Consider the following 24,776-nt stretch of genomic DNA (forward strand, 5'->3'; position numbering starts at 1 on the left):
CGGTTGAGGATCGGGATCGTCCGAGCGGGTCAATGCAATCTCCCTTCCAGTGCGCCCAGGCAAGGCGCGGATACGCGGTGCCGGACAACATGGCAGATCACTCGAACCGCGCGACCAGCGCCTGCGCTACCCGCGGGGTCACGAACTTCGAGATATCACCGCCCAGTCGTGCGATTTCCTTGACCAGTTTCGATGCGATCGCCTGACGGCGGGCGTCAGCCATCAGGAACACGGTCTCGATACTGGCATCCAGTGCACGATTCATGCCGACCATCTGGAATTCGTATTCGAAATCGGCAACGGCGCGCAGCCCCCGCACAATGACGGTGGCACCGACATCGCGGGCGCAATCGATCAGCAGATTATCGAACGGATGAACCAGGATTTCGCCGCCGGTGCGCGCGGCGATCTCGTCACATTCGGCGCGCACCATATCGACCCGCGCTTGCAGATCGAACAACGGCGCCTTGTCGCGGTTGATCGCCACCCCGATCACCAGCCGATCGACCAGAGCCATCGCACGCTGGATGATATCGACATGGCCAAGCGTGATCGGATCGAATGTACCGGGATAAAGGCCTATGCGCATCATCCGCTGTCCCCGTTGAAGATAGCCGTCAGCCAAAGCCCATTTTTCACCGAAAGGCAAGTATTTGCCAGAATTTCGCGGCGCGTCAGCTGCCCATGATCATGCCGGTCAGCGCGTCCTTTTCCGCCGCCAGTTCCTTCAGGCGGCCGCTGACCGCATCGCCGATCGAAATGAGCCCCAGCATGTGTCCGGAATCGTCCACCACCGGCAAATGGCGAAACCGCCCCTGGGTCATGCGTTCAAGGATGGTCAGCGCGTCTTCGCCCGTGGTGCAGGTCTGGACGGCGCGGGTCATCACCTTGCCCAGCGGCGTGTCCAGAACGCCGGACCCGTGCGCGCCCAATTGCCGCACCACGTCGCGTTCGGACAGGATGCCTTCCGGTGTGCGGCCATCGCTGGACACGACCACCGCGCCGATGCGCTGGTCGGCCAGAAGCTTCACGGCTTCCGCCAAAGTCGCCTCGGGCTTGATGGTGATGATCGTTCCGGCCTCGATCCCGGCCTTGCCGGAATCGCTTTTCATCGACAGCAATTGTCTGACCAGCATCGCAAATCCCCTTCTCACCGCGTGGTTGATTTCATCTTTCGCCTCACCGGGCCCTGCGTCAAGCCCGACGATCGCGGTCCGCGGGAAGCCGCGCCTCCAGCCGCGCCACTTCGGCACGCAATCCCTGGGACAGCATCTCGGCAAGGCGCGTCAGGCGGCGCGACCGGCGATCGTCCGCGTGGCGGATCAGCCAGAAGCTGCGCCGCAGCGCGATGCGCTGTGGCAGCACGATGCGGACGCCCGGCGCGAAGGGCAGCGCGAAATCGTGAACGATGCCAAGTCCCGCGCCGGCCCGGATCGCCTGCATTTGAACCGAAACCGAATTCGAGGTGATCGCGGCACTGTCGGCCCCCGTCTCGGAAAGGTAATCCAGTTCGCGGTCGAAGATCATGTCGGGGATGTAGCCGATCAGGCGATGCCGGTGCAGATCGGCAAGTTCGGCGATCGGCGGATGGGCGCGCAGGTAATCATCATGTCCGGCCAGGTGCAGTTGGTAATCGACCAGCCGCTGCACGCTTAGCCGTCCGGTGTCGGGGGGCGAGACGGCGATGGCCATGTCGGCCTCGCGCCGGGACAGGTTCACCACACGGGGCAGCGCGACGATCTGGATCTCGAGCCCCGGATGCACCGCGCAGATATCGCGCAGGACCTGTGGCAGCAGGTAATTCGCACAGCCGTCGGGCGCGCCGATCCGCAACTGCCCGCTGATGCCGGCTTCGCCATGGGTGGCCTCGGCCGCAGCCAGCGCTGCCTTTTCCGCCGCCTCGGCGGGGGCGACCAGACGCGCGCCCTCGGCCGTCATCGCATAGCCCTGCGGGGTCTTGGCAAACAATGTCGCGCCGACGGCCCGTTCCAGCCGCGCGATCCTGCGGCCGATTGTCGAAGCATCCATCCCCAGGCGGCGCCCCGCACCCGACAGGCTTTCGGTTCTGGACACGGACAGAAAGATGCGCAGGTCGTCCCAGTCCATTCGATTAATCCTTGCGAAAACGCAAAACGCTTTTGCCATCATGCCCCTTTTCCCGGCATTTCCGCAAGGCTATCCTGACCGCAAGTCATGAATGGAGGATGCGATGAAAGAGATTCACCACTGGATCGACGGCAAGGAGGCGGAAGGTGGCTCAGGCCGTTTCGCGGATGTGTTCAACCCGGCCACCGGCGAGGTTCAGGCCAAGGTGGCGCTGGCCAGAAAGGACGAACTGGATGCCGCCGTAGCCAGCGCCGCCAAGGCCCAGCTTGGCTGGGGCGCGACCAATCCGCAGCGTCGCGCGCGGGTGATGATGAAATTCGTCGACCTGCTGAATCGCGACATGGACAAGCTGGCCGAGGCATTGTCGGCCGAGCACGGCAAGACCTTTCCCGATGCCAAGGGCGACGTGCAGCGCGGGCTGGAGGTGATCGAATTCTGCATCGGCGCGCCGCATCTGCTGAAGGGCGAATATACGGACAGCGCCGGGACAGGCATCGACATGTATTCCATGCGTCAGCCGCTGGGCGTCGTCGCGGGCATCACGCCGTTCAACTTTCCGGCGATGATTCCGCTGTGGAAGATGGGGCCGGCACTGGCGGCGGGCAACGCGATGATCCTGAAACCGTCCGAGCGTGACCCCTCGGTCCCGCTGATGCTGGCTGCGCTGCTGAAAGAGGCGGGACTGCCCGACGGCGTGTTGCAGGTCGTCAACGGCGACAAGGAAAGCGTGGATGCGATCCTCGACAATCCCGTCATCCAGGCGGTGGGATTCGTCGGCTCTACCCCGATCGCGCAATATATCTATGAACGCGCGACGGCCAACGGCAAGCGGGCGCAATGTTTCGGCGGTGCCAAGAACCACATGATCATCATGCCGGATGCCGATCTGGATCAGGCGGCCGATGCGCTGGTCGGTGCAGGCTTCGGCGCGGCAGGCGAACGCTGCATGGCGATTTCGGTCGCGGTGCCGGTGGGCGAGGAAACCGCCGATGCGCTGATCGAAAAGCTGGTGCCGCGGATCGAGAAGCTGAAGGTCGGCCCCTACACCGCCGGCGATGATGTGGATTACGGCCCCGTCGTGACCAAGGCCGCGATGGAGAACATCCGGCGGCTGGTCCAGACCGGCATCGATCAGGGCGCCGAACTGGTTGTCGATGGCCGTGACTTCGCGCTGCAGGGTTATGAAGACGGCTTTTTCGTCGGTCCGCACCTGTTCGACCGCGTGACGCCGGACATGGACATCTACCGGACCGAGATTTTCGGCCCGGTCCTGTCCACCGTCCGCGCCGGGTCCTATGAAGAGGCCATCGGCCTTGCCATGGACCACGAATATGGCAACGGCACGGCGATCTTCACCCGCGACGGCGACACGGCACGCGATTTCGCCAACCGGATCAATATCGGCATGGTGGGGATCAACGTCCCGATCCCGGTGCCGCTGGCCTATCACACTTTCGGCGGATGGAAGAAATCGGGCTTCGGAGACCTGAACCAGCACGGCCCCGATGCCTTCCGCTTCTACACCCGGACCAAAACGGTCACAGCGCGCTGGCCGTCGGGAATCAAGGAAGGCGGAGAGTTCAATTTCAAGGCGATGGATTGACGAGAAAAGGCGGCTGCGCGAACGCGGCCGCCTTTTTCTTCAAATCTTGCAAGTCCCGCCGATCAGGCCTTCTTGCGTCTGCGCAGCGCGGCGAATCCGCCCAGGCCACCCATGAGCAGCAGCGCCGAGGCCGGCAGAGGCACAGGCGCCAGTTTCGGGATCCCGTAGAGATTGGCATGAGACAATCCGCTGCCCTGTTTGGGCGTGATCACGAAGTCGAAGATACCGTCTGTCGAAATCTTGAAGGCGGCCCAGGACAGCGAGGTCTTGTTGCCGATCTTCAGTGCCAGGATCAGGCCGCTATAGGGCGACACATCTCCGACCGTGACCTTTCCGAACACGGATTGACCAACGGTGGAACTGCCGTTCGAGGTGACGCCGCCATCCTTCGCACCGCCCGACTCGCTGGTATTGTCGAGGAAAGTCAGTCCGGTGATGACCGGACCGCTCACCAGCGTGAAGGTATTTTTGCCGGTGGTCTGACCGTTCAGGATCGGATCCTGTTTCACATTGCCGTTGATGTTGCCCGAGCCGTAGGCATAGCATTCGACGGTCGCGGAACCCGACGTCACGGTGACGGTCTTGGTGTCACCCGTCGCTGGGCCGCAAGTCGCAGCCGAGGCGCCGGACGCCGCCACGGCCATGAAGGCCCCCACGGCGGCTTCTTTCCAATATTTCAACTGAACCTCTCCATCGGAAAAACACATGTTCTTTTCGTTTACCGCGTGTCGGGCACCTTGTCGACATGATTGCATCGATCCAGGCACAACCCAGAGGCGACGGAAATACAGTACAAACGCCCAGGATTGCAGGATTTTCCAGTCGAAGAATGAACCGGACACTTGGCTGCTGAAATCGAATGATCTTTCGTGCGAATGTACAGGTGAATCGGAACCGGCACAGTCGGAAATTCACGAAAACGTGATGCTCCTTCATGCCGGCGATCGACCATTCTGCAAACGATGCGAGCGCAACCACGTCATGGAAGAACCCGAATTCAGCCTGGGCATCGAGGAAGAATATCTGCTGGTTGATGCCGAATCGGGCGAACTGGCACAGGCGCCCGATGCCCTGATGCAAGCCTGCAAGACCGAACTGGACGATCAGGTCAGCCCCGAATTCCTGCGCTGCCAGATCGAGGTCGGCACACCGGTCTGCGCCAATATCGGCGACGCCCGCACCCATCTGCGCCATCTGCGCGCCACGATCGCGCGGCAGGCGGCACAATTCGGCCTGGCTCCGATCTCGGTCGGCTGCCATCCTTTCGGCAACTGGCGCGACCAGCATCACACTGACAAGGACCGCTATCACCAATTGTCGCGCGACATGGCCGGGGTGGCGCGGCGAATGCTGATCTGCGGGATGCATGTCCATGTCGGCCTGGACGACAAGGCACAGCGGATCGACCTGATGAACCAGTTGTCCTATTTCCTGCCGCATCTTCTGGCGCTGTCGGCGTCCAGCCCGTTCTGGCAGGGTGTGGACAGCGGCCTCGCATCCTATCGCACGACGGTCTTCGGGGACATGCCGCGCACCGGTCTGCCGCCGAGGCTGAGCAGTTGGGACCAGTTCGATCGCTCGGTCGGATTGTTGATCGAACTGGGCATCGTCGAGGATGCCAGCAAGATCTGGTGGGATCTGCGCCCCTCTGCCAGTTTTCCGACGCTGGAGACGCGGATCTGCGATGCCTGTCCGCGTCTGGACGACACGATCACGCTTGCGGCGCTGATCCAGGCGACGGTGCGAATGCTGTGGCGTCTGGCGCGCGGCAACACCCGCTGGCGCGAATATGACACCTTCCTGCTGGGCGAGAACCGCTGGCGCGCCGTGCGCTATGGCATCTCTGGTGGGATGATCGACTTCGGTGAGGGCAGGATATTGCCGTTTCCGGATCTGGCCGAGGATTGGCTGGCTTTGATCGCTGAGGACGCCGAGGCATTGGGCGGTCAGCCCGCCACCGCGCACCTGCGCGAAATGGCGACGCAGCCCGGCTCGGCGGATCGTCAGCGCACGGTGCTGTCGCGGGCCATGGCCGCCGGGGCCACCCGCGATCAGGCCCTGTGCGAAGTCGTGCGCCATCTCATCGATGAATTCCGACATGATTTGCAGGCAGGGGACGCGGACTTGAACGAAAACGGAAATTCCTGCAATTAAACGGACGTTCAATTCAACCGCTCCGGGGAGGGAGGCAGCCATGGATTTCGCCTTGAGCGAGGAACAGCAGGCCATTTTCGATATGGCCCGCGACTTCGGCCAGCGCCGCATCGCCCCTCATGCGCGCGAATGGGAGGCCGCAGGAACCATCCCGCGCGACCTGTGGACCGAGATCGCGCAGCTTGGCTTCGGCGGGCTTTATGTCGGCGAGGAACATGGTGGTTCAGGACTTGGCCGGCTGGACGCGACGCTGGTCTTCGAGGCGCTGGCCATGGCCGATCCCGCTGTCGGTTCCTTCCTGTCGATCCACAACATGTGCGGCGGCATGATCGACACCTTCGGCGACCCGGAAACGAAGGCCCGCTGGCTGCCCGGGCTTTGCAGCATGGAGACCATCTTCAGCTATTGCCTGACCGAACCCGGCAGCGGATCGGACGCGGCGGCGCTGCGGACACGCGCCGATCGCACGAACGAGGGCTGGCGGCTGAACGGCACCAAGGCCTTCATCTCGGGCGGCGGCTATTCCGACGCCTATATCGCCATGGTTCGCACCGGCACATCAGGCCCGCGCGGCATCAGCGCGGTGATCGTCGAAAACGGATCTTCCGGTCTGTCCTTCGGATCGCTGGAGGACAAGATGGGCTGGCGCGCGCAGCCGACCACGCAGGTCCAGTTCGACGATTGCCTGGTGCCGGCGGACAACCTGCTGGGCGAGGAAGGCCGCGGCTTTGCCTATGCCATGGCGGGACTGGATGGCGGGCGGCTGAACATCTCGGCCGGGGCGCTTGGCGGGGCGCAGGCGGCGCTGGACGCAACGATGGCCTATATGGGTCAGCGGACAGCCTTCGGTCAAAGCCTCGACCGGTTCCAGGCGCTGCAATTCCGCCTGGCCGAGATGGAGACGGCCCTGCAATCGGCACGCATCTTCCTGCGCCAGGCGGCCTGGAAGCTGGATCAGCAGGCACCGGATGCGACCAAGTTCTGCGCCATGGCCAAGCTGCTTGTGACCGACCGCGCCTTCGAAGTCGCCAATCAATGCCTGCAGCTGCATGGCGGCTACGGCTATCTGGCCGATTACGGGATCGAGAAGATCGTGCGCGATCTGCGGGTGCACCAGATCCTTGAAGGCACCAACGAGATCATGCGACTGATCGTCTCACGTGCCATGCTGGCCGAACGGGGGTAAGGCTTTGGACGATCTGAACATCCGCAAACGCGACCACGCCGGCCGGATCACCTTGACCCGGCCGCGGGCGCTGAACGCGCTGACCCACGAGATGGCGGTGGCGATCCGCACCGCTCTGGAAGACTGGCGCGACGACGCGGACGTCGATCTGATCATCATCGATGCCGAAGGCGATCGCGCCTTCTGCGCCGGCGGCGACATCGCCGCGGTCTATCGCGCCGGCCTGCAAGGCGATCACCGGACGGGCCGCGAGTTTTTCCGCGACGAATACCGGATGAATGCCGCCATTGCGGATTATCCCAAACCTGTCGTCGCCTTCATGCAGGGCTTCGTGATGGGCGGCGGCGTTGGCGTCGGCGGCCATGCGGCCCACCGGATCGTGGGCGACACGACCCGGATCGCCATGCCCGAATCCGGAATCGGGCTGATCCCCGATGTCGGCGGCTCCTGGCTTCTGGGCCGCGCACCGGGAAGGATCGGCGAATATCTGGCCCTGACCGGCGACCGGATGGGCCCCGGTGACGCGATCCATGCGGGTTTCGCCGACAGCTACCTGCCCGAGGCGGAATGGCCTTCCCTGATCGAAGATCTGGAACGGACCGGCGATGCGACAAGGATCGTGGGCGTGGCGCCGCCCTCTGCCCCCCTGGCCCGTCGCGACCTGTCGGCCTTCGGCGAGCGCCGCGTCGGCGACATCGCGGCCGCCCTGGAAAAGATCGGTCAGGAGGATGCGCTGAAACCGATCCGCCGCAACTCTCCCCTGTCGATGGCGGTCGGCCTGGCGCTGGTTCGGACCTCGCGCGGCGACAGGCGGATGCAGGATTCGCTGAGCCGCGAATACCGGTTCACCTATCGCGCGACCGAGGAAAGCGATTTTCTGGAGGGCGTGCGCGCGCAGATCATCGACAAGGATCGCGATCCGAAATGGGCCGCCGATGCGTCGGATGCGCATGTCCAGGCGCTGATGGCGCCGCTGGGGGATGAGGAACTGATCTGGGAGGAAGGATCATGAAAATCGGATTCATCGGGCTGGGCAACATGGGCGCGCCGATGGCCGCCAATCTGGCCGAGGCCGGACATGAAGTGGTGGGTTACGACACCGCCGCCCCCGAACCGGCCGGCGTCATCGCCGCCGCCAGCGCAGCCGAGGCCGTGCGCGGCGCGGAGGTGATCATCACCATGCTGCCAAATGGTGCGATCCTGCGATCCGTCGCCGATCAGGTCATCCCCGCCATGCAGCCGGGCGCAGTGTTCTGCGACTGCTCGACGGTGGATGTGGACAGCGCCCGCGCGGTGGCCGATCAGGCCCGCGCTGCGGGACTGGGCGCGCTGGATGCGCCGGTCTCTGGCGGGATCGGCGGCGCGCAGGCGGGCAGCCTGACCTTCATGGTCGGCGGCGATGACGCCTCGTTCGCCCTTGTCCTGCCGCTGTTCGAGGTCATGGGCCCGAAGATCGTCCATTGCGGGCCATCGGGGGCGGGACAGGCCGCCAAGATCTGCAACAACATGATCCTCGGCGCGACGATGGTCGTCACCTGCGAGGCCTTTGCGCTGGCCGACCGTCTGGGTCTGGACCGGCAGAAGATGTTCGATGTGGTCTCGACCAGTTCTGGCTATAGCTGGTCGATGAACGCCTATTGCCCCGCCCCCGGCATCGGCCCGAATTCACCCGCGGACAACGATTACCGGCCGGGCTTTGCGTCCGAATTGATGCTGAAGGATCTGGATCTTGCCCGCAAGGCGGCCGTTTCCGTGAAGGCCGCCACGCCGATCGGATCGCTGGCGCGTGATCTTTACGATTCTTTCGTCCATGACGGCGGAGGTCGTGGCCGTGACTTTTCGGCAATTCTGCAACGCTTCGAGGAAAAAGACCGCTGATGGCCGGCCGGATGCAGGAACCGCGTCCGCAAGGCGGAACCCGCGCGCGCGTGATCGGTTTACCCCGCCGATGACGAAAAGACAGCCTGGACAGCGAAACAATGGGAACCATCAAGATCGGCGTGATCGCAGCCCTCGGGATCGCGCTGGCAGCCAGCCTTGGCGCCATCCTGCCCACGGGGGCTCGGCCCGTGCCTGCCGTCCAGGCCGAGGAAGCCGCGCTTCGGGTGGGTGATATCGTGCCCCGGGCAAAAGCGGCGATCGTCACCGAACCCGGTTTCTACGGTCTGGGCCGCGATGTCCCGGGCAGCCGTTATGCGATCGTCGAGGGAAAGCTGGTCCGTCTCGATGCGAAGAATTTCCGCATATTGTCCGTGCTGCGGCAAGAAGCCGCAGCCTCTCGCTAGCCGATCCCGTCCTGCGGCGTTTCCGATGGCGGACGGGAACGGAACCGGAAACCCCGATGAACGGTTGAGCGAGATGTCAGGGAATTTCGCATGACAACCGCTCGACATCTTATCGCAGCCATAACCGCTCTGGGCATCGGATTGCTGCCCCTTGCGGCCACCGCCAATCCCGGAAGCGGCTTCAGGAAAACGCAGAAGGGCGTCATGAGCCGACACGTCCCGGCGCTGATGAAAGGGAAAAGTGCACAAGTGCTCTATGCGCAGAACTGCCCGCCCGGTCTGGCCAAAAAGTCACTGCCCTGCATCCCGCCCGGTCAGGCGAAGAAGTCGCCGATCCGTGTGGGCGACGTTATCGACCTGGGATCGGTCCATGTCGTGACCCGGCCGGGGGCTTACGGGCTCAGCGTCCCGCCCGCGGGTGACAGCTATGCGATCGTGGACAAACGTCTGGTCAGGGTCGATTCCGACAGTGGCAAGATCCTGTCGATCCTGCGGCTGATTGACGCAATTCTGGACTGAGCCGCGGGCTATCCGCCCAGCAATTCCCGCGCCGCTTCCGAGGCGGCGCGCGTCACCCTGTCCCCCGACAGCATCCGCGCGATTTCGGCCACCCGCGCCTCGGGGTCCAGCGCCTCGACATCCGAGGTCGTCATCCCCGCCGAGACCGATTTCGCGACCCTGAAATGCGACGCACCCAATGCCGCGACCTGCGGAGAATGCGTCACCACAAGCACCTGCGCATCCTCGGCCAAACGCTTCAGCCGGCGGCCGACGGCGTCGGCGGTCGCCCCCCCGACGCCGCGGTCGATCTCGTCAAAGATCAGCACCAGCGCCTCGTTTCCGCGCGCCAGGCAGACTTTCAGCGCCAACAGGAAGCGTGACAATTCGCCGCCCGAGGCGATCTTGTCCAGCGGCCCCGACGGCGCGCCGGGATTGGTGGCGACGGTAAATGCCACCAGGTCCAGCCCCTCCGGTCCCGGCTCGGCCCGGGACAGCCGGGTTTCAAAGACCGCGCGTTCCATCTTCAGCGGCGCCAGTTCCGCCATTACTGCCTGGTCGAGCCTCCGGCCCGCCTCGCACCGCGCCGCCGACAGGGCCTCGGCCGCAACCTGATAGGCCGCCTCGGCTGCCTCGGCATCCCTGCGCAGGGTCGCGATGGCCATCTCCCCGGCGTCGATCCCCTGCAGCCGGGCGCGCAGATCCTCGGCCAGCCCGGCCAGATCGTCGGGCAGGACGTCATGCTTGCGCGCCAGTCCGCGCAGCGCGAAAAGACGCTCTTCCGTTGCTTCCAGGGCGGCGGGCTGAAATTCCATCGCGCTCAGCGCGTCCTCGACCCCGCGATACGCCTCGCCCAGTTCGGTCAGGGCCCGCGACAATGCCGCAAGAGGCGGATCCAGCCGTCCATCGGCCCGGTCGGCGGCACCCTCAAGCCAGCGTCCCGCATCCAGCATCGCACCCTCGGCACCTTCCGGCCCCAGCATCTGCAGGGCGCGGGACACATCGCCACCGATCCGCTCGGCCGCCTGCATGGCGCGGCGGCGGGTATCCAGTTCCGCCTCTTCGCCCGGCTGCGGGTCCAGCCGGTCCAGTTCGGCAACCGCGTGGCGCAGGAAATCCTCTTCGGCGCGGGCCGCAGCAAGCTGCGCCTCGGCCTCCTGCAATCGCCGGGCGGCGACGCGGCGCAGCGACCAGGCCTGACGGATGCCCGACAGATCCAGCCCGCCAAAGGCGTCCAGCATCGCGCGGTGGCCGCGCGGGTTCAAAAGGCCGCGGTCATCATGCTGTCCGTGCAGCTCCACCAGCGCCTCGGACAAGCGCCGCAGCACGTCGCCCGAAACGCGGCGGTCGTTCACGAAGCCGGTTTTGCGTCCGTCACCGCCATTCACCCGCCGCAGGATCAGTTCGTCATCGTCAATCTCGATCCCCGTCTCGGCCAGCACCGCGCGGGCGGGGTGTGCGGCGGGCAGATCGAAAACCGCCGTGACTTCGCCCTGCGCGGCCCCCTGTCGCACCAGATCGGCGCGACCGCGCCAGCCCAGGACGAACCCAAGACAATCCAGCAGGATGGATTTTCCCGCCCCGGTCTCGCCGGTCAGGACATTCAGGCCGGGACCGAATTCCAGCGCCAGCCGGTCGATCAGCAGCATGTCCCGAATGTCCAGCGATCGCAGCATGGCAATCGTCGGCCGCGCCTCAGCGCAGCCTCCCCCTGGTCACAACCATCTGCCCTGGATCATCTGGCGATAGACATTGGTCAGCCAGCTTTCGCCCCGAGCCTCGGGCGACAGGCCCCGCCCGCGAAGCTGCGCGAAGGCATCCTCGTAAAAGGGCGATGACTTGAAGTTGTAGCCCAGGATCGCGCCGGCCGTCTGCGCCTCGTCATAAAGGCCAAGCGCCAGATAGGCCTCGACCAGACGCAGCAGCGCCTCGGGCGTCTGGGCCGTGGTCTGATATTCCTCCACGACAACGCGGAAGCGGTTGATCGAGGCCGGGTAATACCCGCGCTTGAGGTAATAGCGCCCGATCTCCATCTCTTTCGCGGCGAGGTGATCGAAGGCCAGGTCGAATTTCAGCATCGCGCTGCGGGCATATTCGCTGTCGGGATATTGCTCGATCACATCACGAAGCGCCTGCAGGGCCTGGAAGGTCAGCCCCTGGTCGCGACCGACCTCGTCGATCTGGTCATAATAGGACAGGGCCAGCAGATATTTCGCATAGGCCGCATCTTCGTCGCCGGGATAGGTGTCGATGAAACGCTGGGCCGCACCGCGGGCCTCTTCGTAATTCTTGGCGCGGTGATTGGCGTAGGCCTGCATGATCAGCGCCCGCTTGGCCCATTCCGAGTAGGGGTAAAGCCGCTCGACCTCGGAGAAGTAGAAGACCGCGTCCTTGGCCTTCCTCGTGTTCTCCAACTCGTATTCGCCGCGCTTGTAGATCTGTTCGGCGGTAAAGCGATCCAGGTTGCGCTTGTCGCCATCCGACCCGCCAAGAGAAGAACAGCCGGCCAGCGTCACGCTTGCCAGGACCGCAGCCAAGATCGAAGCCGAGATTTTCGAGCGCGCCATCTTCACCCTGCCATTCCATTCTGCTGTGCGGCCGACCGTCCATGGCGGGGCTGCCGGCACCTCGTAGCACAGAACATCAGGGGGCGCAAAATGGCAATCCGTTGAATTCCGCGCGTGAATTGAGGCGCGACCGGCGACGGCAAGACCGCCGCCGCGGGGCCTCACAAAACGGCCACGACGCCGATTCCCGCATCTACGCCATAGGCTGCCACGCCCGCGCCGGGAAGGCGATTTTCCAACGCCGGATCGCAATCTTCCCATGTCCAGGCGGTGGGATCGGCAAACAGCGCCCGCAGCAGCCGGTTGGTCATCGCATGACCCGCACGATGTCCGGTATAGCGCGCCAGCAGGGGCGCACCTGCCAGCGCCAGATCGCCCATCGCGTCCAGCATCTTGTGGCGCACCGCCTCGTCGGCATGGCGCAGACCGCCAGGCGACAGGATGTCGGCCCCGTCCACGACGACCGCGTTCAGGTAGCTGCCGCCGCGCGCCAGCCCGTTCCGGCGCATCGCCTCGACGTCGGATTGACGACAGAAGGTGCGGCTGTCGGCCAGTTCGCGCAGAAAGGCGCCATTGGCCATGTCCAGACGCTTTTCCTGGCGGCCGATCGCGGCGTCCGTGAAGTCGATCTGGAACTCGATCTCCAGATGGTCGGCGGGCGACAGCCGGGCAAATGCCTCGCCCTCGCGAACCTCGACCGGGCGCAGAACGCGGATCGCGCGCAGCGGAGTGTTCTGAAGGGCAATCCCGGCCCGAAGAATGGCGCGGACAAAGGGCGCGGCCGAACCGTCGAGGATCGGCACTTCGGGGCCGTCAACCTCGATCAGCAGGTTCTGGATGCCGGTCCCGACCAGGGCCGCCATGACATGTTCCACCGTGGACAAAGTCACGCCGCCCTCGCCTTCCAGCAGGGTGCACAATTTCGATGGGATCACATTGTCCCACCGCGCCGGGATGTCTCGCGCCGTGGCCAGGTCGACGCGGCGAAAGACGATTCCGTGGCCCGCGGGGGCAGGATGCATTTCCAGACGTGCCGGGGCGCCGGAATGCAATCCGACACCATCCAGTCTTACCGTCTTCTTCAATGTCGCCTGCATGGTTCTGCCTGCCCGATCATTCCTGTTCCGAAATCGTGCGTTCCGGTGCAACTTCAGCTAGGCCCAGCCGCACGGGCGTTCAATTAACGAATTGTAACCGCCTGAAACATTCACCGCGCGGAAAGAGACAATCATCGCGCGAAATGGCGTAACGTTCTGACAAAAAACTAAAAAGGGCCGCCATGCGCGGCCCTTTCAAGGGTGAGGTCGTGACGAATTCGTGAATGGGCTCAGTTGGCTTGGCGGCGCAGGAAAGCGGGAATCTCGACATCATCCTGGGCGCTGTCGGGGCTGGCCAGATCATCGAAATCGGCATCCTGCTGGCGGGCGCGGGCCGCGACGCGGTCGCTGACACGTTCCGCGATCGAGGACGCGGCGGGTTTCGAGGCGCCGCCCTGTTCGCCGTGCCCGGCCATGCGTTCCAGCATCCTGCCCAGTCCGGCCATGCGGCTTTGGCCGCGCGCCGCGTCCTGATGCTGGGGTTGCTGCGCGGCGGCCTGCTGGGCCCTGCGTTCGCCACCATGGGCGACCGCCTTTCGCAGACGATCCAGAACCTCGGGCGCCGGCTCGCCGCGGGCTGGCGTCGAGGCCGCGCGCGGGGCAAAGAAGCTTTCGGAAGGCTCGTCGATCCGCACGGCGGCAGGGCGGGCCGTGGGCCGGGGCTGATAGGCCGGTTGCGGCATATCTTCCGTGGCCTGCGGTGCCGGTGCCGGCGCCGGATTGCGTGCCTCGACCGGTGCGGCCGTGCGGCGCGGCGGCACCGATTCCTCAGCCTCGGCGGCGGGTTCTTCCTTGCGGGTCATGGTTGGGTTCTGGGTCAGCGGTTCGGCCATCGAACGGCGCGGGGCCGGCGCTTCGGCAGCCGCGGCGGCCGCGGCGTCGATGCCGGTCGCCACGACCGAAACGCGGATCGAGCCATCCATGTCCGGGTCCAGGGTCGAGCCGACGATGATGTTGGCATCGCTGTCGACCTTGTCGCGGATCACGTTCGCGGCCTCGTCCAGTTCGAACAGGGTCATGTCATAGCCGCCGGTGATGTTGATCAGCACGCCCTTGGCGCCGTTCAGGCTGATCTCGTCCAGAAGCGGATTCGCGATGGCGCGTTCGGCGGCCTCCTGGGCGCGGTTCTCGCCCGCGGCCTCGCCGGTGCCCATCATCGCCTTGCCCATCTCGTCCATCACGGCGCGGACATCGGCGAAGTCGAGATTGATCAGGCCCGGACGGACCATCAGGTCGGTCACGCCCTTGACGCCCTGATACAGCACGTCGTCGGCCATCGCGAAGGCTTCGGTGAAGGTGGTCTTCTCGTTGGCCAGCCGGAACAGGTTCTGGTTGGGGATGATGATCAGCGTGTCGACGACCTTCTGCAGAGCCTCGACCCCCTCTTCGGCCTGGCGCATCCGCTTGCTGCCCTCGAACTGGAAGGGCTTGGTCACGACGCCGACGGTCAGGATTCCCATCTCGCGCGCGGCCTGGGCGATGATCGGGGCCGCCCCGGTGCCGGTGCCGCCGCCCATGCCGGCGGTGATGAAGCACATATGCGCGCCCATCAGGTGATCGACGATGTCCTCGATGGTTTCTTCGGCGGCCTTGGCGCCGATCACCGGCTTGGCCCCGGCGCCCAGACCCTCGGTCACCTTCGGACCCATCTGGATGCGGTTGTTGGCGCGCGATCCGGCCAGCGCCTGCGCGTCGGTATTGGCGACCACGAACTCGACCCCGTCGAGCTGCTTCTCGATCATGTTGTTGACCGCGTTGCCGCCTGCGCCGCCCACACCGAATACCGTGATGCGCGGCTTCAGTTCTTCTTCGTCGTTCATCATCAGATTGAGATTGAGATTCATGGTTTCCGCCTGTCTGTCGCTGATCGTTGCGGACGTGAACCGTCCGTTCGAATCCCCCGTATCAACTGCAATCGTAGCGATTGAACGCCCCCGCGTCACCCGAAAAAGGCGGAGGTACCGCAAAATCTGGCGGGGAACTCAACAGGTATCGGCGGTATCTTGCCATACACGCTGAATATGGTGGCGCCGGCCTGACGCCACACAAACGGAAAAATGTCGCAATCACCAGTTGTTGCGGAACCAGCGATAGGCCCGTCGCAGACTGCGGGCGGGATAGGTCTCGGCCGGCATCTCGAAATCCCACCATTCGTCCTGCGGATGGGCGGCGAACAGCGCCAGCCCGACCGCGCCGGAAAAGCTGGGATCGGTCAACTGATGCGCCAGCCCGTCGATTCGCAGCGGCCGGCCACAACGGATGTTCGGGCCCAGGATGCGCGCGGCCAGCCCGTCCAGGCCGGGAATCTGGCTGCCGCCGCCGGTCAGCACGATCTGCTGGCTGGGCATGAAGTCAAATCCAGCCGCATCAAGGACTTGCCGCACATGGACCAGAATTTCCTCGACCCTCGGACGCATCACTCCGATCACGTCCGCGCGGCTGACGACGCGGCGGTCGGCCTCCCAGTCGCCTGTCTCTCCGCCGACGGCAATCATGTCGCGGTCGTCGCGGCCGGTCGCCTCGACCCCGCCGTTCAGCGTCTTCAACCGCTCGGCCACCGCCAGCGGCACGCGCAGCCCCTGGACGATATCCTGTGTGATCAGGTTACCGCCAATCTGAACATTGTCCGAGAAGATCATGTGTTTCTTGATGAAAACAGATACGCCCGTCCCGCCCCCGCCAAAGTCGATACAGGCCGCGCCCAGTTCCTGCTCGTCCTCGACCAGCGCGGCCCGGGCCGAGGCATAGGCGGCCGAGGCGACCCCGGCCAGTTCCAGATCGCAGCGCCGGATGCATTGCACCAGGTTGCCGATCACGTCTTCATCCACGGTCAGCACATGCATGTCGCAGGCCAGGCGGTTGCCGACATGATCGCGCGGATCGGACAGCCCGCTGCGATTGTCCACGGCGAAATTCACCGGCTGCGCGTGCAGCACCTCGCGTCCGCGCCCGAAATCGGGGGTTTCGCAGGCCGCCAGGACCGAGGCCACGTCATGTTCGCTGACCTTGCCCGATTCCAGCACGATCTCGCCATCGAGCCCGTAGGATGCGGGCCGCCCGCCGGACATGCAGGCGATGACATGATCGACCCGGCAGCCGGCCACCTTCTGCGCGCCGGCCACCACGGTGCGGATCGCGCGCTCGGTCTCGGCCATGGTGTCGATTTCGCCCCGGCGCATCCCGCGAGAGCGCGTCGTCGCCGCGCCGATCACGCGGAAATTGGCCTGCCCCGCCATCGGACCCACGCCATCGACCTCGCGATCCGTTCCGGTGCCGTCGAATTTCAGAACGAGACAGGCGATTTTCGAGGTGCCTATGTCAAGGATGCCAACCACGCCCCGTTGCAATGCCGCCCGGCGGATGTTTCGCATCGCCCGCTGCGTCTGATACAATTCGACCATCGCCGCTCAGCCCCTCTTTCTATCGTCTTCGTCCAGAACATTGCCGTCCGGCCCCAGCAACGGCAGGCCGCGCGCCTTGCGGATCGAATTGCGCGCGTCGATCCCCAGCCGAAGCACCGGCCTCGAGGGGCTGCGCAGATCGACAACCTGGATGTCGCGGCCCAGCATGTCCTGCGACCGGTTCAGCGCAATGGCGGCCTGCAACGCGATGACCGCGCCTTCCTCGGGCAGCATGATGCGCTGGTTGTTGTCCAGCACCAGATCCCAGCGGCGTTCGCCGCGCCGCACCAGGCCACGCACCCGCGGCAGGATCGGTCCCGCCGCATCCAGCAGTTGCAGGGCCTCCTGGGTTTCCAGATCCGCCCCATCGCCGGCGATCAGCGGCAGATCGGGCCGCACATCGCGCGAGGTCACGCTGGCCACCCGATTGCCGGTCGCATCCAGAATGTCGATCCCGGCGGCATGGCGCCACAGCAGCGCGGGCACCCGCTCCTTGACGACGGCCGAGAGGATGCCGCCGGGCTTGATCCGCAGGTCGATGGATTCGACCGCGTCCAGTTGCATCACCTGAAGCCGCATCGCCGTCAGGTCGATATCGAAGCTGGAGGCCGGCAGATCGACCGGCAGCATCCCGCGCAGGGCCTTGTCCACGACGGGCGAGGCGCCTTCGATCGTCATCATGCGGACCTGAAATTCCTCGCGGCTCTGCACCTTGTCCACCAGCCCGGCGACGCCGGCGCCAAGCGCGGCGCGGCGATCCTGGTCCGACAGCCACAGGCCCGCCGTCATCGCGATCAGGAATGCCGGCACACCCACCCGGATCACCCGGCGATAAAGCGGCTTCAGCCACACCCGCTCCAGCCGGTATTGCAACCGCGACGGCGCGGGATCGCGCCTTTGCCGGGGCTGCGGCGGCGGCTGCAATTGCCGCTGCTGCGGACGATGATCGATCACGGCCGACACAGCGCATCCTCCACCATCCACCGCATCAGGGCGGGAAAATCGATGCCGGCATGGGCCGCCTGTTCCGGCGCCAGCGAGGTCGGCGTCATGCCGGGCTGGGTATTGACCTCCAACAGATACAGCCCGTCGCGGCCGCGGCTGTCATCCCAGCGGAAATCCGACCGGCTGAGGCCGCGACAGCCAAGCGCGCGATGCGCCCGCAAGGCGTAATCGAGGCAGGCTTCGGTGATGTCGGCGGGCAGATCGGCCGGAATTTCGTGGCGCGAGCCGCCGGGGCGGTATTTCGCATCGTAATCATACCAGCCCTCGGCGAAGATCTCGGTCACGGCCAGCGCGCGCTCGCCCATCACCGTGGTCGTCAATTCGCGGCCCGGTGCATAAGTTTCGACCATCACCCGTGCCGGCATCCTGTCGTCCAGCGCGGGTGGGCCATTGTTTTCCGACGCGATAATATAGACACCGACGCTGGAACCCTCGTCATTCGGCTTGACGACATAGGGGGCCGGCATGACGTGGCGGGCGCTGACATCGGCGCGTTCGGCGATCACGCTTTCCAGAACCGGCAGGCCGGCGGCGCGGAACGCATCCTTGGCCCGCGTCTTGTCCATCGCCAGGGCCGAAGCCAGCACGCCGGAATGGGTATAGGGCAGGTCCAGCCATTCCAGAACGCCTTGTGCGCAGCCATCCTCGCCCCAGCGGCCATGCAAGGCATTGAAGACGACATCGGGCCGCAGGCCATTCAGCCGCGTGGCGATCTCCGCCCCCGGTTCCGGCCCGAGCTCGACCTCGGTTACATCATAGCCCGCCACCCGCAACGCCGCCGCGCATTCGCGACCCGATGACAGCGACACCTCGCGCTCGGCCGAGGGTCCGCCCATCAGAACGGCTACGGTGTGGGCTGTCCTGCTCGACTTGCCCGCCACGCTTCTGCCTCTTGAGCCCGGTTGATCCGGGCCTGTCTTGATCGGCGCGGTCGGATTCTTCCCGATCTTGCGCCATGCCCGGACAGGATAGCCGCAAAGCACCCGCCGCAAAAGACAAATTTCGCGTTTCTCGTCAGAATGTTCGCTTGGGCTATGGTGTCAGGTTTCCGGCAGCGGCTCGCCCACGCGCATGACTTCCCATTGCAGATCGTGGCCGCTGTCCTCGCGAACGCGGCGGCGCACCAGTTCGCCCAGGGTTTCAAGCTCTGCCGCCGTGGCGCCGCCGGTGTTCAGCAGGAAATTGGGATGTTTCTCGGACATTTGCGCCCCGCCCCAGCTATGCCCGCGCAGGCCCGCCCGATCGATCAGCGTCCACGCCTTCAATTCGTGGCTGTCATCGGCGCGGCCGGTCGAGCTGAAACCGGCCGGATTGCGAAACGTCGATCCGGCGCTGCGGTCGCGGGTCGGCTGGGCCAGATCGCGCCTGGCGATCTGGTCGGCCATCTTCTGATGCAGCGCGTCGGGATCGGCCCGGTCGGCGCGAAAGCGCGCATCCGTCAGGATCCAGCCATCGGGCAGATCTGCATGACGATAGGCAAAGCCCAGATCCGCGGGCGTCAGCGTGACCTGGCGGCCCTCGCGGGTGACGGCACGGGCATCGATCAGGTGATCGGCGACATAGCTGCCATAGCAACCGGCATTCATGCGAACCGCACCCCCGATACTGCCGGGAATGGTGCGCAGGAAGGTCAGATCCAGCCCGGATTCCGCCGCCCGGCGGGCGACATGGGCATCCAGCGCGGCGGCGCCCGCGGTCACGATGTCGCCGTCGATGTCGATGGCATTGAACGCCCGGCCGAGACGGATCACCACCCCGCGAATGCCGCCGTCGCGGACGATCAGATTGCTGCCGACGCCGATCGGAAAGACCCCGATGCCCGGATCCAGGACAACCAGGAATTCCGCCAGATCCTGGGGATCGGCGGGCTGGAACAGCCATTCGGCGGGGCCGCCGACGCGCAGCCATGTCAGCCCGTCCAGAGGACGGTTCGGCGTCAGCGCGCCGCGCGGAGTGGGAAGATCGAGGCTCATGGCAAGGCTGGTAGCCAGCGCGCGCCATGGCGTCAATATCGGCCCGCGAATGCCCTTGCATCCGCGACTCCGGCCGGGCGGCGGATCGACGCCTGGTTCAGGATCGCGTTCGGATACGGTCCTGCCGCAACGGGATCCGGGTCGCCGCGGCCCAGGGCACGCACCTGCAGCCTCGCCCGTGCCGGTCCGTCAGAGATATCGCAGGGCCGTCATCATTCCCGCCTGCATGTGATACAGGTTGTGGCAGTGAAACGGCCAGTTCCCCGGATTGTCGGCGTCAAAGGCGATCGTCACGGATTCCATCGCCGGAACCAGCACCGTGTCACGCATGGCACCCGACAGTCTCGCGGGTCCGATGCCCACGACCTGGAAGTGATGACCGTGCAGATGCATCGGGTGCGACATCATCGTGCGGTTGCGGATGACGATTTCGACCCGTTCGCCCTGCTTCACCTCCAGCGGCGCGCGGTTCTCGAACGTCTTTCCATTGATGCCCCAGACATAGGGCTCCATGCTGCCGGTCAGATCGCAGGAAAGCGTCCGGTCGACGGTGCGCTTTTGCAGAGGTGTCTCAGCCAGAAGCTTGCGTTCCAGATCGAGAAGCACCGGGGGCGCGGTCCGGTCCGCCTGCGACGAGATCCGGTCTATCCTGGCGCCTTGCGTCGCGAGGATCAGCCCCGTCCGCGCCGTGTCGCCTTCGCGTTGCGCCAGGATCGGCAGAGCCAGCGCCGCTTCGGGAATATCGATTTCGATGTCGACGCGCTGCGCCATCGTCAGTTCGAAGCGCCGCCCGATGATGGGCCTGACCGGCATCCCGTCCACGGCGACCAGTCTGCCCCGAACCGCGCCGAGATCGATCCAGAAATTGGTCGATGACGCCGCGTTGATGACCCGCAGCCGGACCGGTGCGCCGCGATCGACGCGGATCACCTCGGGGTCTGACAGATCCCGATCGTTGACAAGGAAAGCGTCGAAGGAGATGTCGTTCAGATCCATCGGCATGTCGTCCTGATCCATGCCGGACATCGGCATCGTCATCGTCATGCCCATCGAATCCATGCCCTCCATGCCCTCCATGCCGGATGGATCCATGCCCGCCATGCCAGTGCCATCCTGCGACGGGCCGCGCACCATGCCGTGTTGCATCGCCGCCATGCCCGATCCGATACGGCCTGCGTCATCGCCGACCAGTCGCGCCATCAGCTCCTCGGGCGACGTGAAGGAAAAGTCGTGCAGCAGCATCACGACCTCTTGCCGGTCGGCAGCGCCATCACGAAGAATCAGCGGCGCGGCCATCAACTGCGCCTCTTGCAGACCGAAATGCGAATGCATCCAGTTGGTGCCGCCCCGCGGCAGATCGAAGGCAAAGTTCTTTGTCCCCCCGGCCGGAATCGGTTCCTGCGACAGGGTATTTCCGTCCTGTCCGAAAGGCGGCGTGAGACCGTGCCAATGAATGACCGTCGGCACCCCGGCCTCGTTGGCCAGCGCGACGTCGAAACCATCCGCGATGTCCAGGGTCAGCCCCTGCCGGCCGCGTTCGTCGGTGAGACCAAACACCGTCGCAACCCGGCCCTGAACCTCGATCGTGCGCGTGCCTGCCGTCAGTCGCCGCGCACCCTGTGCCGCCCAGGCTTGCGCCCCGAAAGAGCCGAGGGCCGTGACAGCCGCCAATTGACCTGCCGTTGACAGGAAACGTCGGCGACTGATGCCGGGGATGAGTGCCATCTGGTGATCCGATCCTTTTGAGTGAGAGTTCAGAACGTGACGTGCGACAGGTTGGCCGGGCCGGCTGTCGGATGGTTGCGAATCCAGCCCCGGATTGGTTCGGCAGATAGGTCAGCCGAACCCGCCGGGCAAGATGATGCCGTGTCGCAGGAAAATGAAGATTTTCGGGATCCTGCCAATCTGCGCGGCCGGGCGCCCCGGGGCCCTGCAGCGCGTGACGGGACCGGCCGACATCCCGGCATACACCTCTTTGCCAGGCACAGGCCCTGGAAAGCTGTCGCGACCCGCTATCGCAGGGTTGCAGACCGGGCCGGCCATGATTTCGATCCGCGACCGACAGGCAAGGCCATGCCGTCACGCGGCAGAAAAAGAGGCCGCCTTCCCGACGGCCTCGCGGTCATCTTGCGCCATCATGTCGCAGATCGCGACGAGCTGGCATCTTCAGGCATTGCAGCCGTAAAGGCCACGATAGCCCGCTTGCAGGCCCGCATCGAGATTGATGACCAGATCCGCCTCCTGACGGCCGCTTCCAGCCTCCAGTCCGGCGCCCTCACCGGGCGCGCTGACCCGCATGGCCATGCCCGCGGTGGTCAGGGCCGGCCCCGTCGCGACCGCGGCGGCATCCTCCGCGTCCAGGCGGATCAAGTTGCCGCTGATCTTGGTCAGGGCCGCGCCATCCTGACCGATCGCCAGGACAGGCTGGCTGGTTTCGGTGTAGGTGAAGGTGCAGGCCGCGCCGTTCGGGAATATCTGCGCGATGTCATCATTGGTCAGGAATTCCGGATCAAGGACGCTGACCTCGGCCGAGGACAGGGCCTGATCGACGCTGACGACCTGGGCCGCCGGGGGATTTTCCTGCTGGGTCGCATCGCCCGAGGCTTCGATGTCGGCGATCAGATACCGCATCTCGGCGATTTCCTTGTCCTGGGCATAGATGATCTCGTCGGCCAGCTTGCGCACGCGCGGATCCGAGATATCGGCCCGGCTCGATGTCATGATCGCGATCGAATGGTGCGGGATCATCGCGCGCATGTAGCTTGTGTCGCCCACCGTGAACTGGCTGCGCACCAGCCACAGCGAAACGCCGAAGACCACGCCCGCGCCCAGGAAAATGGCGATGTTCAGAGACTTGCTGGAATACATCGACAGCATGAAGGCCAGCATGATGACCGCCATCGTGGCCCCCATCAGCAGCGCCATGTAGGCCCGCGTTTCCGACCAGAACACATGCGAAAGCAGATAGGTGTTGAGATACATCAGACCGAACATCACCACCGTCGACGTGGCGATCATCGCGGCAAAGCGGCCGTAACCCATTCCGCCCCCGCCCCCATGGCCTTCATTGGTCTTCTTCATGACGAATTGATCCCCTTTTCGTTGCGTTATACCAATACCCACTATATGTATCCCCAAACCCCATGGTGGGGATCGGGTTCCACGATGGCGGCGATGAAACCGAACAAGCAGCGCGCGCTCGATCGTCTTGCGCGGATCGAAGGTCAGGTCCGTGGTATCGCCCGCATGGTCGAGGAGGATCGCTATTGCGTGGACATCCTGTCACAGACCGCGGCCGTTCATTCGGCGCTGATGGGGGTCGAACGGATGCTTCTGGAAAACCATGCCCGACATTGCGTCGAGGCCGCGATCGCCAGCGGCGAACCGGACGAACAACGCGCAAAGTTCAACGAGTTGATCGCGCTCTTGCAAAAGACGCAGCTTCAGGGGCGGACGTGACATGGTGTCGCAGGCTTTCGGCGCCCGATCCGCGGCAAGATCGGCGTCGCTGTCTCCCGGCGTCGGGATGAATTCGACCAGGCGACACGGACATTGCGCCTGTCCAGGACGGGACGGGGATCGGCCAGGGCGGCGGCAACAGGTCTGAAATTTTTTTCAGCTTCATGCCCGGATCACGCGAGTTTTTGTTGAACCTCTGGCCGCTGCAGGTTTTATCGGAACGGGACCAAATCGAGATTGCCGCAGGGGTATTGGACTTTTGGGCAACGATCACTTCATTGATGTCACAGGCATTGACGATATCGAACGACCAAGGAAGGGCAAAAGATGCTGACGAGACGACACTTCATCCAGACAACCACGACATTGTTCTCTGCGTCAATATCTGGCCCCCTGTTTGCCAGCACCTGGCCGGATGCCGCCCAGAAGGCCGCCTGGGACGCGGAGGTCACGCCGCCGGGCTATGATGCGGCCACGACCAATCCGTGGGGTCTGCACCCGCGCTATCTGCCCCAGCGGGTCGTGGCGAATGACGGGCTTGTCCCGGGCGATATCCATGTCGATGCGGTGGCGAAATATCTTTATCACATCGAGACCGGCGGAACCGCGATGCGCTATGGCGTGGCGATCGGGCGCGGCGACCTGTATGAACCGGGCGTCTACACGATCAAGCGCAAGGTCGAATGGCCGCACTGGACCCCGACCCAGAACATGATCGAACGCGAGCCTGAAATCTACGCGAAGTTTGAAAACGGGATGGAGCCCGGACCCGAGAACGCGCTTGGGTCGCGCGCCCTGTATCTGTATGTCGGCGACAGGGACACCATGCTGCGCATCCACGGAACGCCGTTCCCCAAAAGCATCGGCAGCCGCGCCAGTTCCGGCTGCGTGCGCATGGTCATGGTGCATATCAACGATCTCTATCCGCTGGTGGAACTCGGCTCGACCGCGTTCCTGTATTCAGCCTCGGACAGCGTGACGTCCTGAAGCCGGGGCCGGTCCCATCCCCGGATCGCCGGCCGGGGCCTATGCCCCGGCGGGGTCAGGCTCGAGGTTGCCTGCAGATGGGACGGCCATCGGCCGTCGTCAGGGGAAGAAGCGTGGTTTCGACCTGTCCGCGATGTTCGTACCAATAGCAGTTGTCCTGCGGCAGAAGGCGCGCAGAGGCGATGTCCTGTCCCGGCGCGGCAAGCGCGTAAAGTTCGGGCGGAAGGGCGTCGGGCGCGGTTTCGGCAACCTGCATTCTGGGTGTCATGCTGGTGCAAGCGGTGCTGACCAGAACCGTCGCCAGGACAAAGTAAGGTTTTCTTTTCATCTGGGTCGTTTTCCTGCGTGATGAACCTTGTCGGTATCCTTGTTGCATTTGAACCCCTGACTCACAAGCCTGCCAGCGGTCAAGTTTGTGTCGAGTGTGAACGGACAGAAAAAATTCCGGCAAGGCC

At 64.8% G+C, this 24,776-nt stretch carries 24 protein-coding genes; 9 read left to right on the top strand and 15 right to left on the bottom strand.

Annotated elements, in window-relative coordinates; all coding sequences use genetic code 11:
* Positions 1–97: 97 nt before the first annotated feature.
* The 3 genes from coaD to AC13CR_RS10545 all read right to left on the bottom strand — a co-directional run bounded on the left by coaD (position 98) and on the right by AC13CR_RS10545 (position 2,106).
* Positions 98–589, bottom strand: coding sequence for a pantetheine-phosphate adenylyltransferase (gene coaD / locus AC13CR_RS10535; protein WP_292957066.1), 492 nt, complete (start codon positions 587–589; stop codon positions 98–100).
* Between the two features lie 85 nt (positions 590–674).
* The gene (locus tag AC13CR_RS10540) at positions 675–1,136 is read right to left on the bottom strand and encodes a CBS domain-containing protein (RefSeq protein ID WP_292956928.1); all 462 of its coding nucleotides are present in this window, start codon (positions 1,134–1,136) and stop codon (positions 675–677) included.
* A gap of 58 nt (positions 1,137–1,194) precedes the next feature.
* Positions 1,195–2,106 carry a LysR family transcriptional regulator gene (locus AC13CR_RS10545; RefSeq protein WP_292956925.1) on the bottom strand — a complete coding sequence of 304 codons (912 nt, stop codon included), beginning with the start codon at positions 2,104–2,106 and terminating at the stop codon, positions 1,195–1,197.
* A 103-nt stretch (positions 2,107–2,209) separates the two neighbouring features.
* Here AC13CR_RS10545 and AC13CR_RS10550 point away from each other — a divergent pair, with 103 nt between their 5' ends.
* Positions 2,210–3,709, top strand: a complete 1,500-nt coding sequence (locus tag AC13CR_RS10550) for a CoA-acylating methylmalonate-semialdehyde dehydrogenase (protein ID WP_292956922.1) — start codon at positions 2,210–2,212, stop codon at positions 3,707–3,709.
* Positions 3,710–3,771: 62 nt separating this feature from the next.
* Here the strand turns inward: AC13CR_RS10550 and AC13CR_RS10555 are convergent, their stop codons facing one another.
* On the bottom strand, positions 3,772–4,416 hold the full coding sequence (locus AC13CR_RS10555; protein ID WP_446233433.1) for a VPLPA-CTERM sorting domain-containing protein: 645 nt from the start codon (positions 4,414–4,416) through the stop codon (positions 3,772–3,774).
* 274 nt (positions 4,417–4,690) lie between these two features.
* On the opposite strand from AC13CR_RS10555, the gene AC13CR_RS10560 reads away from it, so the two are divergent.
* From AC13CR_RS10560 to AC13CR_RS10585, 6 genes are all read left to right on the top strand, one after another.
* Positions 4,691–5,863 (top strand): carboxylate-amine ligase, encoded by a 1,173-nt coding sequence (locus tag AC13CR_RS10560; RefSeq protein ID WP_292956916.1) that lies wholly within the window; start codon positions 4,691–4,693, stop codon positions 5,861–5,863.
* Between the two features lie 40 nt (positions 5,864–5,903).
* The gene (locus AC13CR_RS10565) at positions 5,904–7,049 is read left to right on the top strand and encodes an acyl-CoA dehydrogenase family protein (protein WP_293014508.1); all 1,146 of its coding nucleotides are present in this window, start codon (positions 5,904–5,906) and stop codon (positions 7,047–7,049) included.
* Positions 7,050–7,053: 4 nt separating this feature from the next.
* Entirely contained in the window at positions 7,054–8,061 is a 1,008-nt protein-coding gene (locus AC13CR_RS10570; RefSeq protein WP_292956907.1) for an enoyl-CoA hydratase/isomerase family protein, read from the top strand.
* Positions 8,058–8,927 (top strand): 3-hydroxyisobutyrate dehydrogenase, encoded by an 870-nt coding sequence (gene mmsB / locus AC13CR_RS10575; RefSeq protein WP_482900819.1) that lies wholly within the window; start codon positions 8,058–8,060, stop codon positions 8,925–8,927. Before AC13CR_RS10570 ends, mmsB begins: the two co-directional genes overlap by 4 nt.
* A gap of 101 nt (positions 8,928–9,028) precedes the next feature.
* Positions 9,029–9,334, top strand: coding sequence for a hypothetical protein (locus tag AC13CR_RS10580; protein WP_292956901.1), 306 nt, complete (start codon positions 9,029–9,031; stop codon positions 9,332–9,334).
* A gap of 204 nt (positions 9,335–9,538) precedes the next feature.
* Positions 9,539–9,853, top strand: a complete 315-nt coding sequence (locus tag AC13CR_RS10585) for a hypothetical protein (RefSeq protein ID WP_482900820.1) — start codon at positions 9,539–9,541, stop codon at positions 9,851–9,853.
* Between the two features lie 8 nt (positions 9,854–9,861).
* On the opposite strand, the gene recN is transcribed toward AC13CR_RS10585, so the two are convergent.
* From recN to AC13CR_RS10635, 10 genes are all read right to left on the bottom strand, one after another.
* Positions 9,862–11,508, bottom strand: a complete 1,647-nt coding sequence (gene recN, locus AC13CR_RS10590; RefSeq protein ID WP_293014503.1) for a DNA repair protein RecN — start codon at positions 11,506–11,508, stop codon at positions 9,862–9,864.
* A gap of 39 nt (positions 11,509–11,547) precedes the next feature.
* Positions 11,548–12,399 (bottom strand): outer membrane protein assembly factor BamD, encoded by an 852-nt coding sequence (locus AC13CR_RS10595; protein WP_292978828.1) that lies wholly within the window; start codon positions 12,397–12,399, stop codon positions 11,548–11,550.
* A 161-nt stretch (positions 12,400–12,560) separates the two neighbouring features.
* Positions 12,561–13,496 carry a UDP-3-O-acyl-N-acetylglucosamine deacetylase gene (lpxC, locus tag AC13CR_RS10600; RefSeq protein WP_292956889.1) on the bottom strand — a complete coding sequence of 312 codons (936 nt, stop codon included), beginning with the start codon at positions 13,494–13,496 and terminating at the stop codon, positions 12,561–12,563.
* 230 nt (positions 13,497–13,726) lie between these two features.
* Complete coding sequence (gene ftsZ, locus AC13CR_RS10605) at positions 13,727–15,340, bottom strand: cell division protein FtsZ (protein WP_292956886.1); 1,614 nt, start codon at positions 15,338–15,340, stop codon at positions 13,727–13,729.
* A 222-nt stretch (positions 15,341–15,562) separates the two neighbouring features.
* Entirely contained in the window at positions 15,563–16,897 is a 1,335-nt protein-coding gene (ftsA, locus tag AC13CR_RS10610; protein WP_292956883.1) for a cell division protein FtsA, read from the bottom strand.
* Positions 16,898–16,903: 6 nt separating this feature from the next.
* Positions 16,904–17,860 carry a cell division protein FtsQ/DivIB gene (locus AC13CR_RS10615; protein ID WP_335661652.1) on the bottom strand — a complete coding sequence of 319 codons (957 nt, stop codon included), beginning with the start codon at positions 17,858–17,860 and terminating at the stop codon, positions 16,904–16,906.
* A complete protein-coding gene (locus tag AC13CR_RS10620; RefSeq protein ID WP_292956880.1) occupies positions 17,848–18,783 on the bottom strand; it encodes a D-alanine--D-alanine ligase in 936 nt (311 codons plus the stop codon). Before AC13CR_RS10620 ends, AC13CR_RS10615 begins: the two co-directional genes overlap by 13 nt.
* A 159-nt stretch (positions 18,784–18,942) precedes the next feature.
* A complete protein-coding gene (murB, locus tag AC13CR_RS10625; protein WP_292956877.1) occupies positions 18,943–19,875 on the bottom strand; it encodes a UDP-N-acetylmuramate dehydrogenase in 933 nt (310 codons plus the stop codon).
* Positions 19,876–20,064: 189 nt separating this feature from the next.
* Positions 20,065–21,600: a multicopper oxidase family protein gene (locus AC13CR_RS10630; protein ID WP_482900821.1), complete on the bottom strand. Its 1,536-nt coding sequence runs from the start codon at positions 21,598–21,600 to the stop codon at positions 20,065–20,067.
* 441 nt (positions 21,601–22,041) lie between these two features.
* Positions 22,042–22,917 carry a DUF305 domain-containing protein gene (locus AC13CR_RS10635; RefSeq protein WP_293014522.1) on the bottom strand — a complete coding sequence of 292 codons (876 nt, stop codon included), beginning with the start codon at positions 22,915–22,917 and terminating at the stop codon, positions 22,042–22,044.
* A gap of 132 nt (positions 22,918–23,049) precedes the next feature.
* Here AC13CR_RS10635 and AC13CR_RS10640 point away from each other — a divergent pair, with 132 nt between their 5' ends.
* Entirely contained in the window at positions 23,050–23,334 is a 285-nt protein-coding gene (locus AC13CR_RS10640; RefSeq protein WP_292956868.1) for a metal-sensitive transcriptional regulator, read from the top strand.
* Between the two features lie 327 nt (positions 23,335–23,661).
* Positions 23,662–24,321: a L,D-transpeptidase gene (locus AC13CR_RS10645; protein ID WP_292956865.1), complete on the top strand. Its 660-nt coding sequence runs from the start codon at positions 23,662–23,664 to the stop codon at positions 24,319–24,321.
* Positions 24,322–24,376: 55 nt separating this feature from the next.
* On the opposite strand, the gene AC13CR_RS10650 is transcribed toward AC13CR_RS10645, so the two are convergent.
* On the bottom strand, positions 24,377–24,649 hold the full coding sequence (locus AC13CR_RS10650) for a hypothetical protein (RefSeq protein ID WP_482900822.1): 273 nt from the start codon (positions 24,647–24,649) through the stop codon (positions 24,377–24,379).
* Between the last annotated feature and the right edge of the window lie 127 nt (positions 24,650–24,776).

Source organism: Paracoccus sp. L-17 (genome assembly GCF_056857655.1).